Annotated in this window: 10 protein-coding genes; all 10 read left to right on the top strand. The window is 69.9% G+C overall.

Annotation, left to right across the window (positions count from 1 at the left end):
• Positions 1 to 9 precede the first annotated feature (9 nt).
• The 10 genes from WJ12_RS14235 (at position 10) to nagE (ending at position 14,936) form a co-directional block, all read left to right on the top strand.
• Positions 10 to 906 (top strand): ABC transporter permease, encoded by an 897-nt coding sequence (locus WJ12_RS14235; protein ID WP_059558762.1) that lies wholly within the window; start codon positions 10 to 12, stop codon positions 904 to 906.
• Between the two features lies 1 nt (position 907).
• Positions 908 to 1,702: an ABC transporter ATP-binding protein gene (locus WJ12_RS14230; RefSeq protein ID WP_059558759.1), complete on the top strand. Its 795-nt coding sequence runs from the start codon at positions 908 to 910 to the stop codon at positions 1,700 to 1,702.
• A gap of 147 nt (positions 1,703 to 1,849) precedes the next feature.
• The gene (gene imuA / locus WJ12_RS14225; protein ID WP_034189243.1) at positions 1,850 to 2,557 is read left to right on the top strand and encodes a translesion DNA synthesis-associated protein ImuA; all 708 of its coding nucleotides are present in this window, start codon (positions 1,850 to 1,852) and stop codon (positions 2,555 to 2,557) included.
• Complete coding sequence (locus tag WJ12_RS14220; RefSeq protein ID WP_059558756.1) at positions 2,490 to 3,986, top strand: Y-family DNA polymerase; 1,497 nt, start codon at positions 2,490 to 2,492, stop codon at positions 3,984 to 3,986. Before imuA ends, WJ12_RS14220 begins: the two co-directional genes overlap by 68 nt.
• Before the next feature lie 6 nt (positions 3,987 to 3,992).
• Positions 3,993 to 7,208: an error-prone DNA polymerase gene (locus WJ12_RS14215; RefSeq protein WP_059558753.1), complete on the top strand. Its 3,216-nt coding sequence runs from the start codon at positions 3,993 to 3,995 to the stop codon at positions 7,206 to 7,208.
• Between the two features lie 311 nt (positions 7,209 to 7,519).
• Positions 7,520 to 8,254: a GntR family transcriptional regulator gene (locus WJ12_RS14210; protein WP_034189246.1), complete on the top strand. Its 735-nt coding sequence runs from the start codon at positions 7,520 to 7,522 to the stop codon at positions 8,252 to 8,254.
• 123 nt (positions 8,255 to 8,377) lie between these two features.
• On the top strand, positions 8,378 to 9,481 hold the full coding sequence (nagA, locus tag WJ12_RS14205) for an N-acetylglucosamine-6-phosphate deacetylase (protein ID WP_034189247.1): 1,104 nt from the start codon (positions 8,378 to 8,380) through the stop codon (positions 9,479 to 9,481).
• Positions 9,474 to 10,481: an SIS domain-containing protein gene (locus WJ12_RS14200; RefSeq protein WP_059558750.1), complete on the top strand. Its 1,008-nt coding sequence runs from the start codon at positions 9,474 to 9,476 to the stop codon at positions 10,479 to 10,481. The genes nagA and WJ12_RS14200 overlap by 8 nt, the downstream gene beginning before the upstream one ends.
• A 15-nt stretch (positions 10,482 to 10,496) precedes the next feature.
• The gene (ptsP, locus tag WJ12_RS14195; protein WP_059558748.1) at positions 10,497 to 13,079 is read left to right on the top strand and encodes a phosphoenolpyruvate--protein phosphotransferase; all 2,583 of its coding nucleotides are present in this window, start codon (positions 10,497 to 10,499) and stop codon (positions 13,077 to 13,079) included.
• Positions 13,080 to 13,166: 87 nt separating this feature from the next.
• Positions 13,167 to 14,936, top strand: a complete 1,770-nt coding sequence (nagE, locus tag WJ12_RS14190) for an N-acetylglucosamine-specific PTS transporter subunit IIBC (protein WP_059558745.1) — start codon at positions 13,167 to 13,169, stop codon at positions 14,934 to 14,936.
• Positions 14,937 to 15,065: the final 129 nt, after the last annotated feature.

The raw sequence follows: 15,065 nt of genomic DNA, 5'->3' as shown, positions 1-15,065 counted from the left end.
TTCCCCACCATGTCTCTGTTCTCGTTTCTGGGCGCACTGGAGATCGGCCTGATCTTCAGCCTCGTCGCCCTCGGGGTGCTGATCTCGTTCCGCATCCTCAACTTCCCCGACCTCACCGTCGACGGCAGCTTTCCGCTGGGCGGCGCCGTCGCCGCGACGCTGATCTCGGCCGGCTACGACCCGTTCACGTCGACGCTGCTCGCGATCGTCGCGGGTGCGCTGGCCGGCTTCGTCACCGGCTGGCTGAACGTGCGCCTGAAGATCATGGATCTGCTCGCCAGCATCCTGATGATGATCGCGCTCTACTCGGTGAACCTGCGGATCATGGGCCGCCCGAACGTGCCGCTGATCTCCGAGCCGACGCTGTTCACCGTGCTGCAGCCGGACTGGATGCCCGACTACGTGCTGCGCCCGGCGCTGCTCGCGATCGTCGTCGTGGTCGCGAAGCTCGGCCTCGACTGGTTCTTCTCGTCGCAGCTCGGCCTCGCGATGCGCGCGACCGGCGCGAACCCGCGGATGGCGCGCGCGCAAGGCATCGCGACCGGCCGCGCGACGCTCGCCGGGATGGCGCTGTCGAACGCGCTCGTCGCGCTCGCCGGCGCGCTGTTCGCGCAGACGCAGGGCGGCTCGGACATCTCGATGGGGATCGGCACGATCGTGATCGGGCTGGCCGCCGTGATCATCGGCGAGACGCTGCTGCCCGCGCGCCGACTCGTGCTGACGACGCTCGCGGTCGTGCTTGGCGCGATCGTCTACCGTTTCTTCATCGCGCTCGCGCTGAACAGCGAATTCATCGGCTTGAAGGCGCAGGACCTGAACCTCGTGACGGCCGCGCTCGTCACGCTCGCGCTGGTGCTGCCGGCGACGCGCAAGAAGCTGTTCGCGCGCAAGAACGGAGGAGCATGACATGCTGTCCGCACACGATCTCAAACTCACGTTCAATCCCGGCACGCCGATCGAGACGCGCGCGCTGCGCGGGCTGTCGCTCGAGATTCCCGACGGCCAGTTCGTCGCGGTGATCGGCTCGAACGGCGCCGGCAAGTCGACCTTCCTCAATGCGGTCAGCGGCGACCAGCCGGTCGATGCGGGGCGCATCGCGATCGACGGCGCGGATGTGACGCGCAAGGCCGCGTGGGACCGCGCGCATCTCGTCGCGCGCGTGTTCCAGGATCCGATGGCCGGCACCTGCGAGGCGCTGACGATCGAGGAGAACATGGCGCTCGCGATGGCGCGCGGCGTGCGGCGCGGCTTTCGCGCCGCGCTCGACCGGCCGTCGCGCGAACTGTTCCGCGACAAGCTGCGGCTCCTGAACCTCGGCCTCGAGAACCGGCTGACCGACCGGATCGGGCTGCTGTCGGGCGGCCAGCGGCAGGCCGTGAGCCTGCTGATGGCGTCGCTGCGGCCGTCGCGGATCCTGCTGCTCGACGAGCACACGGCCGCGCTCGACCCGAAGACGGCCGCGTTCGTGCTGGAGCTGACCGCGCGCATCGTCGCCGAGAGCAAACTGACGACGATGATGGTCACGCACAGCATGCGGCAGGCGCTCGACTACGGCGACCGCACGGTGATGCTGCACCAGGGGCAGGTCGTGCTCGACGTGTCGGGCGATGCGCGCAAGGGGCTCGACGTGCCGGACCTGCTGCAGATGTTCGAGAAGGTGCGTCACGAGCAGCTCGACGACGACGCGCTGCTGCTCGGCTGACGGGCGGGGCCGGCCGGCGTGCGATGACCTGACGCGCGCGCCGGCCTCCTCCCGGCTTTCCTCTGACGAAAACCGGTTTCGCACCGGTGCTGTGCGACGCGGGCGCATTGCCATATACTGTATATCCATACAGTTGTGGGTGGCGTCATGCTCGCATCCTCCATTTCTCCCGAATCCCTTCATCCGTCGCTCTGGCGCGGCTCGCAGCTCGCGCGCGGCGGCCCGCGCACGATCGAGACCGGCTTCGCGCCGCTGTCGGCCGAATTGCCGGGCGGCGGCTGGCCGGTCGGCGGGCTCGTCGAACTGCTGGCCGCGCAGCCGGGCTGCGGCGAGATGCGGCTGCTCGCGCCCGCGCTGGCCCGTACCGTCAGTGCGCGGCGTCCGCTCGCGCTCGTCGCGCCGCCGCAATCGCCGCATGCGACCGCGCTCGCCAGTCTCGGCGTGCCGGCCGACGCGCTGCTGTGGCTGCGCGCCGGCAGCCGCACCGATGCGCTGTGGGCCGCCGAGCAGGCGCTCAGGACGGGGTGCTGCGGCGCGCTGCTGCTCTGGCAGGAGGCGCGGCCCGATGCGCTGCGGCGCCTGCATCTCGCGGCCGCGCGCACGGGCGACACGCTGTTCGTGATGCTGCGCCCGCTGTCGGCCGCGCGGCAGCCGTCGCCGGCCGTGCTGCGCGTCGCGCTGTATCCGGTGCCGGGCGGCGTGTCGCTCGACATCGTCAAGCGTCGCGGCCCGGCGCGCGGCGAGCCGCTCGTGCTCGACCTGCCGTCGCCCATCGTGGAGAGCCGCTATGCGCGTCTTGCTCGGCATCCATCTGCCGCGCCTGCCGCTCGACGTGTGCGTCCCGCCGCCGTCTGACGCAGCGGCCGGCGAGGCAGGCGACGCAGGCTGTGCGGTGCTCGAGCAGGGTGTCGTGCTGATCGCCGATGCGGCCGCGCAGCGGCGGGGCGTGCGCGCGGGCATGAAGCGCGGCGGCGTGCTCACGCTCGCGCCCGAGACGCAGCTCGTCGAACGCGATCCCGCGCGCGAAGCCGATGCGCTGCGCGCGGTCGCGCTCGCGTTGCTGCGTTTCTCGCCGTGCGTCGCGCTCGACGACGAAGCCACGCTGATCGTCGACGTCGGCCCGAGCCTGCGGTTGTTCGGCGGCCTGCCGTCGCTGTGCCGCCAGGTGCGCGCGACGCTCGCGGCGCTCGGTTATGCGGCGCGCCTGTCCGCCGCGCCGACCGGGCGCGGCGCGTGGCTGCTCGCGCGCACGTCGGCGCGGGCGCGTCTCCGGCGCCGCGTTGCGCGCCCGGCTTCGCTCGTCCGTTCGCTCGACCGGCTGCCCTGCGTGCTGCTGCCCGATGCGCGCCCGTACGCGGGCTGGTTCGACGGCCTCGGCTGCCGCACGCTCGCCGATCTGCGCGGTCTTCCGCGTGCGGGGTTGCAGCGTCGTTGCGGCCCCGCGCTGCTGGCCGCGCTCGATCGTGCGTACGGCGACGCGGTCGAGCCGCTCGCGTGGATGGCGGTGCCGCCCGTGTTCGACGTGCGGCTCGAATTGCCGGAGCGCGTCGAATACGCGGAAGCCGTGCTGTTCGCCGCGCGGCGGCTCGTCGTGCAGCTGTGCGGGTGGCTGGCCGCGCGGCAACTGTCGCTGGCCGCGATGACGTTCGAGCTCGAGCACGAGCGCGGCCGCCAGGCCGTGCCGCCGACGCCGCTCGAACTCGCGTTCGCCGCACCCGTGCGCGACGAAGCGCACTTCATGCGGCTGCTCGGCGAGCGGCTCGCGCGCGTCGAGTTGCCGGCCGCGGTGATCGCGGTGCGCCTGAAGGCCACGCGCGTCGAGTCGGTCGCGCCGCCGGCCGACGATCTTTTTCCCGAACCGGGCGGTACGCGGGAAACCCGTGAGCGGTTGTTCGAACTGCTGGTCGCGCGGCTCGGCGCGGAGAACGTGCTGCGCGCGGCGCCCGTCGCCGATCACCGGCCCGAGGCCGCGAACCGCTGGCTGCCGCTCGATGCGCAGGCGGGCAAGCCGGCCGGCGGGCCGCCGGCGGTGCCGCCGAGGCCCGCGTGGCTGCTCGCCGAGCCGCTGCCGTTGCTGGTGCGCGAGAACCGGCCGGTATTCCATACGCCGCTGAGAATGATGTCGTCGGTGGAGCGGATCGAGGCCGGCTGGTTCGACGGTCAGTTCGCCGCGCGCGATTACCACGTCGCGCAGGACGAAGCCGGTGCGTGCTACTGGGTGTTCAAGGAGCGGGCGGGGAGCGAGGCCGAGCCGCGCTGGTTCCTGCACGGCTTGTTCGGGTGAACGGAGATGGTTGCGGATTTCAGTGGGTTGCCCGATTACGCGGAGTTGTTCTGCCGCTCGAACTTTTCGTTTCTGCATGGCGCGTCGCATGCGGAAGAACTGGTCGAGCGTGCGGCGGAACTCGGCTATCGCGGGATCGCGATCACCGACGAGTGCTCGCTCGCCGGCGCGCCGCGCATGCATGTCGCCGCGCAAGCGAAAGGGCTGCCGCTCGTCATCGGTTCGTACTTCGACGTCACGCCGGACGACGTCGCGCCCGGTCACGATCCGGGCCCCGGTGCGTTCGGGCTCGTGTTGCTCGCGCAGAACCGCGAGGGGTACGGCAATCTTTCGGAGCTGATTTCGTGGCGGCGGATGGCGTCGCCGAAGGGGACTTACACGCTGACGTCGCGGATGCTGTCGGCGCCGCCTGCGGAGTTTGCCCATTTGCGCGGGATGCCCGACTGCTTCGCGATTCTCGTACCCCTGTATCCGGTACGCGCGGACGTGCTCGATGTGCAGGTCGCGTGGTTTCGCGTGACGTTCGGCGCGCGCGCGCGGCTCGGGCTCGTGCAGTTGCAGCGTGCGCTGGACGGCGCGCAGCGCGACGAGATTCGCGAGGCGGGCGAGCGGCGGGGCGTGCGTATCGTCGCGCTGGGCGACGTGACGATGCACCGGCGCTCGTGCAAGGCATTGCAGGACGTGATGACGGCGATTCGCGTCGGGATGCCGGTGTCGGAATGCGGCTATGCGCTGGCGCCGAATGCGGAACAGCATTTGCGTTCGCGCGGGCGGATCGCGAAGCTGTTTTCGCCGGACGAGATCGCGGAGACATGCGCGATGCTCGATGCGTGCGATTTCGAACTCGATTCGCTGCGCTACGAATATCCGGACGAGATCGTGCCTGAAGGTCATACGCCGACGAGTTATCTGGAGCAGGAAACCCGGGCAGGCGCGCGCCGTCGCTATTCCGGGGAACCGCCGGAGCACGTCCGGGAACGGATCGACTACGAGTTGGCGCTGATCGCGACACTGAGTTACGAGCCGTTCTTCCTGACTGTCTACGACATCGTCAAGTTTGCACGTAGCCAGAACATCCTGTGCCAGGGGCGTGGTTCCGCGGCGAACTCGGTTGTTTGCTATTGCCTCGAGATCACCGAAGTCAGTCCCGATCAGAGCACGATGCTGTTCGAGCGTTTCATCAGCGCGGAGCGCGGCGAGCCGCCCGACATCGACGTCGATTTCGAGCATCAGCGCCGCGAAGAAGTCATTCAGCATATCTATCGGAAATACGGCGAGAATCGCGCCGCGCTCGCGGCAGCCGTGTCGACCTATCGTCCGCGCGGCGTGCTGCGCGAAACCGGCAAGGCACTCGGCATCGATCCGATGTTGATCGATCGCGTCGCGAAGGGGCATCGCTGGTTCGACGGCAGCCGCGACCTGTTGCAGCAATTCGCGACGACCGGACTCGATCCCGAAACGCCGCTGATTCGCACATGGGCCGAACTGGCGGGGCGATTGCTCAACTTTCCGCGTCATCTGTCGCAGCATTCGGGCGGCTTCGTGATCAGCCGCGGCAAGCTCACGCGGCTCGTGCCGGTCGAGAACGCGGCGATGGACGGGCGGCGCGTGATTCAGTGGGACAAGGACGATCTCGAATCGCTCAAGCTGATGAAGGTCGACGTGCTCGCGCTCGGCATGCTGTCGGCGTTGCATCGGGCGTTCGACCTGCGCACCGCATGGCGCGGGCCGGCGGAGGACGGCGAGCCGTTCACGCTGAAACACATTCCGCCGGACGATAAGGAAACCTACGACATGATCTGCCGTGCCGACACGGTCGGCGTGTTCCAGATCGAATCGCGCGCGCAGATGTCGATGCTGCCGCGTTTGCGACCGCGTGATTACTACGATCTGGTGGTTGAGGTCTCCATCGTGCGACCAGGGCCGATCCAGGGCGGTGCCGTCCATCCGTACCTCAAGCGGCGCAAGATCAAGGCGGGGGAGGAAAAAGGGGAAATTACCTATCCGAGCGACGCGCTCAAGGAGGTGCTCGAACGCACGCTCGGTATTCCAATCTTCCAGGAACAGGTGATGCAGATCGCGATCGTTGCGGCGGGTTTTACACCCGGCGAAGCCGATCGACTGCGTCGTGCGATGGCCGCGTGGAAGCGCAGGGGCGATCTCGGCCCCTACCACGACAAGATCGTCCAGGGCATGCTCGCGCGCGGCTACACACGCGAATTCGCCGAGCAGATCTTCGAGCAGATCAAGGGCTTCGGCGAATACGGCTTCCCCGAAAGCCACGCCGCCAGCTTCGCGAAACTGGCGTACGCGAGCAGCTGGCTCAAATGCCACGAACCGGCGATCTTTCTCGCCGCGCTGCTGAACAGTCAGCCGATGGGGTTCTATCCGCCGTCGCAACTCGTGCAGGATGCCAAACGCCATGGCGTGCAGGTTCTGCCGATCGACGTGACGCAAAGCAACTGGGAGGCGTCGCTCGAAGCGCTCCCCGGCCAGCTGCCGCCGCACGGCCAGCCGGCCGTGCGGCTCGGCCTGTCGCTCGTGCGCGGCCTTGGCGAAGCCGCCGCGCGCCGGATCGAAGCCGCGCGCGCCGCCGGCCCGATCGACAACGTCGATACGCTCGCGCGCCGCGCGCAGCTCGAACGCCGCGACCTCGAAGCGCTCGCCGCGGCGAACGCGCTCGCGACGCTCGCCGGCCATCGCCGCGACGCGCTGTGGCAGGCTGTCGCCGCGGCGCCCGAGCGCGACCTGCTCGCCGCCGCACCGATCGACGAAGCGGAGCGGCCCGCGCTCGGCGCGCCGTCGGAAGCCGACGACATCCTCGCCGACTATCACACCACCGGCCTCACGCTGAACCGCCACCCGGTCGCGCTGCTGCGGCCCGCGCTGCGTGCGCGGCGGCTGTCGTCCGCGGCCGAGCTGCACGACCGTCCCGACGGCCGGCTCGCGCGCGCGTGCGGGCTCGTGACCGCGCGGCAGATGCCGGGTACCGCGAAAGGCGTGATGTTCATGACGCTCGAGGACGAAACCGGCTGCGTGAACCTGATCGTCCGGCCCGAGCTGCTCGCGCGGCAGCGCCGCGAAACCCTCGATTCGCGGCTGCTCGCGGCGTCCGGCGTGTGGCAGGTCGCGAGCGACGTGCGGCACCTCGTCGTGCAGCATTTCGAGGATCTGACGCCGCTGCTCGGCGGCCTGCGCACGTCGAGCCGCGAATTCCACTGAGGCCGGCATCGCGCCGGCCTGCTCGGCAGGTGCATACCAGTTGGACTAATTGGTTCTATTTCGGTCTTATATCCGCGTCCGAAATCTCGCCGGGTCATGCCCTCGAACTGTCCCCTTGCATACCACCTCGGGTAAATCCCTATCCCGCACTGCTTTGTAAACAAAGGCTTTGCCGGCACTAAAACGCTTGTCGGGCAAGGCTTCCGGCGATTTCCGCGATGCTAATACCAGTTCGTTGACTGGTATTATGGTGGTTATATAATGCGTTCACTTTCGACGGTCCGAGATCGTCGTCCGACACCCGGAGGCACATGGAAACCGGCTGGTCCGAACTGGCGCCCGATCCCCTCGACGACACGCCGCTCTATCTGCAGCTCGCCCGCAACCTGGCGAGCGCGATCCACGGCGGCGCGTGGCGGGCCGGCGAGGCGCTGCCGTCGGAGCGGTTGCTGTCGGTGTCGGTCGGCGTATCGCGCATCACGGCGCGTCGCGCATTGGCGCTGCTGGTCGAGCAGGGGCTGATCAAGCGGGCGCGCGGGGCGGGCAGTTTCATCACGCCGCGCGTGGCCGATCCGCTGTCGCGTCTGGTCGGCTTCACCGCGAAGATGCAGCAGCGCGGCTTCGTGCCCGATTCGGTGTGGCTGTCGCGCCGGCTGCGCGCCGCGAGCCGCGACGAGATCACGCATCTCGGCCTCGCGCCGGGTGCGACGGTGGCGCGGCTCGAACGGCTGCGCCGCGCGGACGGCATCGTGATGGCCGTCGAGCACTCGACGCTGCCGGCCGCGGTGGTGCCCGATCCGCAGGCGCTCGGCGCGTCGCTGTACGAATACCTCGAAGCGCGCGGCATGATCGTCGTGCGCGCGCTGCAGCACTTTCGCGCGGTGAACGCGACGCGCGAGATCGCGAAATGGATGGCGGTAAAGCCCGGCGCGGCGCTCCTCGTGATCACGCGCATCGGCTACGGTGCCGACCAGCGCGCGATCGAAGTGACCGAAACGTATTGCCGCGACGACTATTACGACTTCGTCGCCGAACTGAAACGCTGACGCGCGAGACTGCGCGCGCATCCCGCGCGATCGCGATGGAACGCAATCGCGCGCGATGAATCGCAACGAATTGGCAAATCGCGACGCGGACGCCCGCGTCACCAGATCATCAAGAGAAACGTCATGCTGACTGGCAACATCCTCACCCCCGACGGCTGGATTCACGGTTCGCTCGATAGCGAGAACGGCCGCATCACCACGCTCGACGGCGCGCCCGTCGATCCCGCGACGAACGACGCGCCGTACATCCTGCCCGGCTTCATCGACCTGCACGTGCACGGCGGCGGCGGCGCCGACGTGATGGAAGGCGGCGACGCGATCGAGACGATCGCGCGCACGCACGCGCAATTCGGTACGACGAGCCTGCTCGCGACGACGATGACCGCGCCGCGCGACGAACTGATGCAGGTCGTCGCGAACCTCGGCACCGTCGCGCGTACCCGCACGCCGGGCGGCGCGCGCGTGCTCGGCGTGCACCTCGAAGGGCCGTACATCAACCCCGGCAAGCTCGGCGCGCAGCCCGACGCGGCCGTGTCGGCGGTGCTCGACGAAGTGCTGAAGTACCTGTCGATCGCGCCGATCCGCGTGGTCACGCTGGCACCGGAAATCGCGGGCCACATCGAGATCATCGGCGAGATGGCCGCGCGCGGCGTGCGCGTGCAGCTCGGCCACTCGCTCGCGACCTACGACGACGCGGTCGCCGCGCTCAAGCACGGCGCGTGCGGTTTCACGCACCTGTTCAACGCGATGTCGCCGCTGCATCACCGCAACCCGGGCCTCGTGGGCGCGGCGCTTGCGCACGCCGAATACGCGGAAATCATCCCCGACCTGCTGCACGTTCACCCGGGCGCGATTCGGGCCGCGCTGCGCGCGATTCCGCGCCTGTACGTCGTGACCGACAGCACGTCGGCCACCGGCATGCCCGACGGCGAATACCGGCTCGGCAGCCAGCACGTGACGAAGTGCCTCGGCGGCGTGCGGCTCGCCGACGGCACGCTCGCCGGCAGCACGCTGACGATGGACCAGGCGCTGCGCAACCTCGTGTCGCTCGGCCTGCCGATCGCCGACGTGTCGAACCGGATGTCGCGCTACGCGGCCGATTACCTCGGCGTAGCCGATCGCGGCCGCCTCGAGCGCGGCGCATGGGCCGATCTCGCGGTGTTCGACCGCGACCTGAACCTCACCGCGACCTACGTCGAAGGAGAATCGATTGTCGAATATGCTTAAGGAAGCGCGCGAGTCCGCCCAGGTCGTCGCCGCGCAGATCGCCGACACCACGCGCGTCGAGGCGCTCGCCGGCCAATTGCTCGATTACCCGCCGGCCGTCGCGCTGACGGTCGCGCGCGGCAGCTCGGATCACGCCGCGAGCTATTTCGCGAGCCTGACGATGAGCCGCCTCGGCGTGCCGGTCGCGTCGCTGCCGATGTCGGTCGCGACGCTGCAGCAGGCGCCGCTGAAGGTGCAGGACCAACTCGCGATCGCGTTCTCCCAGTCGGGCAAGAGCCCCGACCTCGTCAACACGATGGCCGCGCTGCGCGAAGCCGGCGCACGCACCGTCGCCGCCGTGAACGTGCTGCCGTCGCCGCTCGCCGACGCATGCGAGCACCAGTTGCCGTTGCTTGCCGGCCCCGAACTGTCGGTCGCCGCGACCAAGAGCTATATCGCGATGCTGTCGCTGTCCGCGCAGATCGTCGCCTACTGGCAGCGCGACGCCGCGCTGATGACCGCGCTGCGCGGGCTGCCCGACGTGCTCGCGCAGGCCGGCCGGCTCGACTGGTCGCAGGCCGTCGCCGCGCTCGCCGGTATCGAGCGGATGATCGTCATCGGCCGCGGCCTTGGCCTCGCCATCGCGCAGGAAGCCGCGTTGAAACTGAAGGAAACCTCCGGCATCCAGGCCGAGGCATTCTCGAGCGCCGAAGTCCGGCACGGCCCGATGGAGCTGATCGACCGCGATTATCCGCTGCTCGTGTTCGCCCCGCCCGGGCCCGAGCAGGCCGGCCTGCTGCAGCTCGTCGACGACATGCGCGCCCGCGGCGCCGCCGTGCTGCTCGCGGCGCCCGCCGGCACGCCCGGCGCGACGCTGCCGCTCGCGCAGTCCGCCCATTCGGCGCTCGACCCGATCGCCGCCATTCTTTCGTTCTACGTGATGGCGGCGGATCTCGCCGTCGCGCGCGGCCGCAATCCCGACACGCCGCGCCACCTGAACAAAGTCACCGAAACGCACTGATAGCCGAGACAGCCGATGAGACGCGCCGAGGAGTCCCAGTTGAAGAGCCCCACCCCCGATCAGATCGTCCTGCTTAGCCCCTTGACGGGGCCGATCGTCGCGCTGGCCGACGTGCCCGATCCGGTGTTCTCCGGCGGGATGTTCGGCGACGGCATCGGCATCGACCCGCTCGCGGGCCGGCTCGTCGCACCGTGCGCGGGCGTCGTGTCGCATCTCGCGCGCACGGGCCACGCGGTGACGATCACGACGCCGCAAGGCGCCGAAGTGCTGCTGCACATCGGCATCGACACCGTCGAGCTGAACGGGCAGGGCTTCATCGCGCACGTCGAGGCCGGCGCGCGCGTCGAAGCGGGCACGCTGCTGATCGAATTCGACCAGGATGCGGTGGCGCGCAGCGCGCATTCGCTCGTGTCGGTGATCGCGATCGCGAACTCCGACGCGTTCGAGGTCGTCGAGCGCGCGAGCGGCTTCGCGACGGCCGGCGAGACGCCGCTGCTCACGTTGCGCGGCAAGGGCGACGCGGCCGTGCAGGCCGCGCAGACCGGTGCGGCGGCGCAGAACGAAGTGCGCCGCGAGATCGTGCTGGCGCAGCCGGGCGGCCTGCATGCGCGGCCGGCCGCGCGGGCGCGCGAAGCCGTGCGCGGGTTCGACGCGACCGTCGACGTGCTGTTCGACGGCCGCAAGGCATCGATCGCGAGCGTCGTCGGCCTGCTCGGCCTCGGCGCCGGCGAAGGCGCGACGGTCGAACTGGTCGGCCGCGGCGCGCATGCGCAGCAGGCGGTCGACGCGGTCGAGCACGAGCTGCTGCGCGAAGCGCACGGCGAAGTGGAGGAAAAGCCGGCGCGGATGACGTCGCCCGTGCCGCGGACGATCGCGCGCAGCACCGGCGCACCGCTGGACCCGAACACGCTCGCGGGCGTGTGCGCGGCGCCCGGCATCGCGGTCGGCACGCTGGTGCGCCTGGACGATGCGGACATCGTGCCGCCCGAACAGGCCGCCGGCACGCCGGCCACCGAAAGCCGCCAGCTCGACCAGGCGCTGAAGGCGGTCGATGCCGAGCTCGACGAAACGGTGCGCAATGCGTCGGCGCGCGGCGCGGTCGGCGAAGCGGGCATCTTCGCGGTGCATCGCGTGCTGCTGGAAGATCCGACGCTGATCGACGCGGCGCGCGACCTGATCAGCCTCGGCAAGAGCGCGGGCTTCGCGTGGCGCGCGACGATCCGCACGCAGATCGACACGCTGTCGAAGCTCGACGACGCGCTGCTCGCCGAACGCGCGGCCGACCTGCGCGACATCGAGAAGCGCGTGCTGCGCGCGCTCGGCCACACGAACGGCGCCGCGCGTACGCTGCCCGACGAGGCCGTGCTCGCGGCCGAGGAATTCACGCCGTCCGACCTGTCGTCGCTCGATCGCCAGCGCGTGACCGCGCTCGTGATGGCGCGCGGCGGCGCGACGTCGCATGCGGCGATCATCGCGCGGCAGCTCGGCATTCCGGCGCTGGTCGCGGTCGGCGATGCGCTGTACGCGATCCCGGACGGCACGCAGGTCGTCGTCGATGCGAGCGCGGGCCGGCTCGAACACGCACCGACCGCACTCGACGTCGAGCGCGCGCGGCACGAACGCCAGCGCCTGGACGGCGTGCGCGAGGCGAACCGGCAACTGGCCGGTGCGGCCGCCGCGACGGTCGACGGCCGCGCGATCGAGGTCGCCGCGAACATCGCGACGCTCGACGATGCGAACACCGCGGTCGACAACGGCGCCGACGCGGTCGGCCTGCTGCGCACCGAGCTGATGTTCATCCATCGCCAGGCCGCGCCGACGGTCGTCGAACACCAGCAGAGCTACCAGTCGATCGTCGACGCGCTGCAGGGCCGCACCGCGATCATCCGCACGCTCGACGTCGGCGCGGACAAGGAAGTCGACTACCTGACGCTGCCGCCCGAACCGAACCCGGCACTCGGCCTGCGCGGCATCCGCCTCGCGCAGGTGCGCCCCGACCTGCTCGACGATCAATTGCAGGGCCTGCTCGCGGTGAAGCCGTTCGGCGCGGTGCGCATCCTGCTGCCGATGGTTACCGACGCCGGCGAACTCGTGCGGCTGCGCAAGCGCATCGACGAATTCGCGCGCGCGCAGGGCCGCACCGAGCCGATCGAGGTCGGCGTGATGATCGAGGTGCCGTCGGCCGCGCTGCTGGCCGACCAGCTCGCGCAGCACGCGGATTTCCTGTCGATCGGCACCAACGACCTGACCCAGTACACGCTCGCGATGGACCGCTGCCAGGCCGACCTGGCCGCGCAATCCGACGGCCTGCATCCGGCCGTGCTGCGCCTGATCGACATCGCGGTGCGCGGCGCGGCGAAGCACGGCAAGTGGGTCGGCGTGTGCGGCGCGCTCGGCGGCGATCCGCTCGCGGTGCCGATCCTGGTGGGCCTCGGCGTGACCGAACTGTCGGTCGACCCCGTATCGGTGCCGGGCATCAAGGCGCGTGTGCGCCGTCTCGATTACCAGTTGTGCCGTCAGCGCGCGCAGGACCTGCTCGCGCTCGATTCGGCACAGGCGGTAAGGGCAGCAAGCCGCGAGGTCTGGCCGCTCGACTGAACGTCGGCGGCAGGTTCGTGGCCCGTATGACGACGAAAGCAATCAGCGCAACGACGATTAACGAAGAGACAAGGATTGGAGGACTGAATGAACGGGAATCCGTTTCTGAAAATACAGGGCCTGGGCCGGGCACTGATGCTGCCGATCGCGGTACTGCCGGTCGCCGGCATCCTGCTGCGACTCGGCCAGCCGGACGTGTTCAACATCAAGATGATCGCCGACGCCGGCGGCGCGATCTTCGACAACCTGCCGCTGCTGTTCGCGATCGGCGTGGCGGTCGGGTTCGCGAAGGACAACAACGGCGTGGCGGCGCTCGCGGGCGCGATCGGCTACCTGATCGAAACCGCGATCATGAAGGACATCGATCCCAAGCTGAACATGGGCGTGCTGTCCGGGATCATCGCGGGTGTCGTCGCGGGCCTGCTGTACAACCGCTACAAGGACATCAAGCTGCCGGACTACCTCGCATTCTTCGGCGGCAAACGGTTCGTGCCGATCATCACGGGGCTGGTGTGCGTGGTGCTCGGCATCGTGTTCGGGTACGTGTGGCAGCCGGTCCAGCACCTGATCGACGCGGCCGGCCAGTGGTTGACGACGGCGGGCGCGATCGGTGCGTTCGTGTTCGGCTTCCTGAACCGCCTGCTGCTCGTCACGGGCCTGCATCACATCATCAACTCGCTGGCGTGGTTCGTGTTCGGCAACTTCACGCCGCCGGCCGGCGGCGAGATCGTGCACGGCGACCTGCACCGCTTCTTCGCGGGCGACCCGACCGCGGGCACCTTCATGGCCGGCTTCTTCCCGATCATGATGTTCGGCCTGCCGGCGGCGTGTCTCGCGATGCTGCACGAAGCGCCCAAGGAACGCCGCGCGATGGTCGGCGGCCTGCTGTTCTCGATGGCGCTGACGTCGTTCCTGACCGGCGTGACCGAGCCGATCGAGTTCAGCTTCATGTTCCTCGCGCCGGTGCTGTACGTGATCCACGCGGTCCTGACGGGGCTGTCGCTCGCGATCTGCCAGATTCTCGGCGTGAAGCTCGGCTTCACGTTCTCGGCCGGCGCGATCGACTACGTGTTGAACTACGGGCTGTCGACGAAGGGCTGGATCGCGATCCCGCTCGGCATTGCGTACGGCGTCGCGTACTACGGGCTGTTCCGCTTCTTCATCCGCAAGTTCAACATGGCCACGCCGGGCCGCGAGCCGGCATCGGCCGATGCGGCTGCCGAATCGTACGCGTCGGGCGGCTTCGTCGCGCCGGCTGCGGGCGCCGCCGCGACGGCCGCCGCACCGCGCGCGCAACGCTACATCGCCGCGCTCGGCGGCGCGGGCAACCTGTCGGTCGTCGACGCCTGCACGACGCGCCTGCGCCTGACCGTCGTCGATCCGGAGAAGGTCTCGGAACCTGAACTGAAGTCGATCGGCGCGCGCGGCGTGCTCAAGCGCGGCGGCAACAGCGTGCAGGTGATCATCGGGCCGGAGGCCGACATCATCGCCGACGAAATGCGTGCCGCGATCGGCAGCGGCGCGACCGGTGCCGCGTCGGCCGCGCCGGCCGCCGCCGCGCAGCCCGTCACGGGCGCGGCCGCCGGCCCGCTCGATCCGGAGCCGACGCGCTGGCTCGCGGTGTTCGGCGGCGCGACCAACGTCGCGTCGCTCGATGCGGTGGCGACCACGCGCCTGCGCGTCGTCGTGCGCGATCCGTCGGCGGTCGATCGCGATCGCCTCGGTGCGCTCGACGTCGCGTGGGTGTCGCTCGACACGTTCCACATCGTCTGCGGCAACGCGGCCGCACGTTATGCCGAACAGCTCGGCGCGCGCCTGCCGCCGTCGGCCGGCGGGGCGGCCGCGCAGCCGGCCTGATGCGATGAAACCGGCCCGACCCGCGATGCGGGTTCGGCCGGGCGGTAAAACGAAAAACGGCTTGCGATGTGTCGCAAGCCGTTTTTCGTTGGAGCGGGGCGACGGCGCGTGGCAGTCGACTGCCGCGCG

This window comes from Burkholderia seminalis (genome assembly GCF_001718535.1).
Lineage (GTDB): Bacteria > Pseudomonadota > Gammaproteobacteria > Burkholderiales > Burkholderiaceae > Burkholderia > Burkholderia seminalis.
Note: the sequence above shows the minus strand (reverse complement) of the source record. Positions and strands in the feature narration are given on the sequence as shown.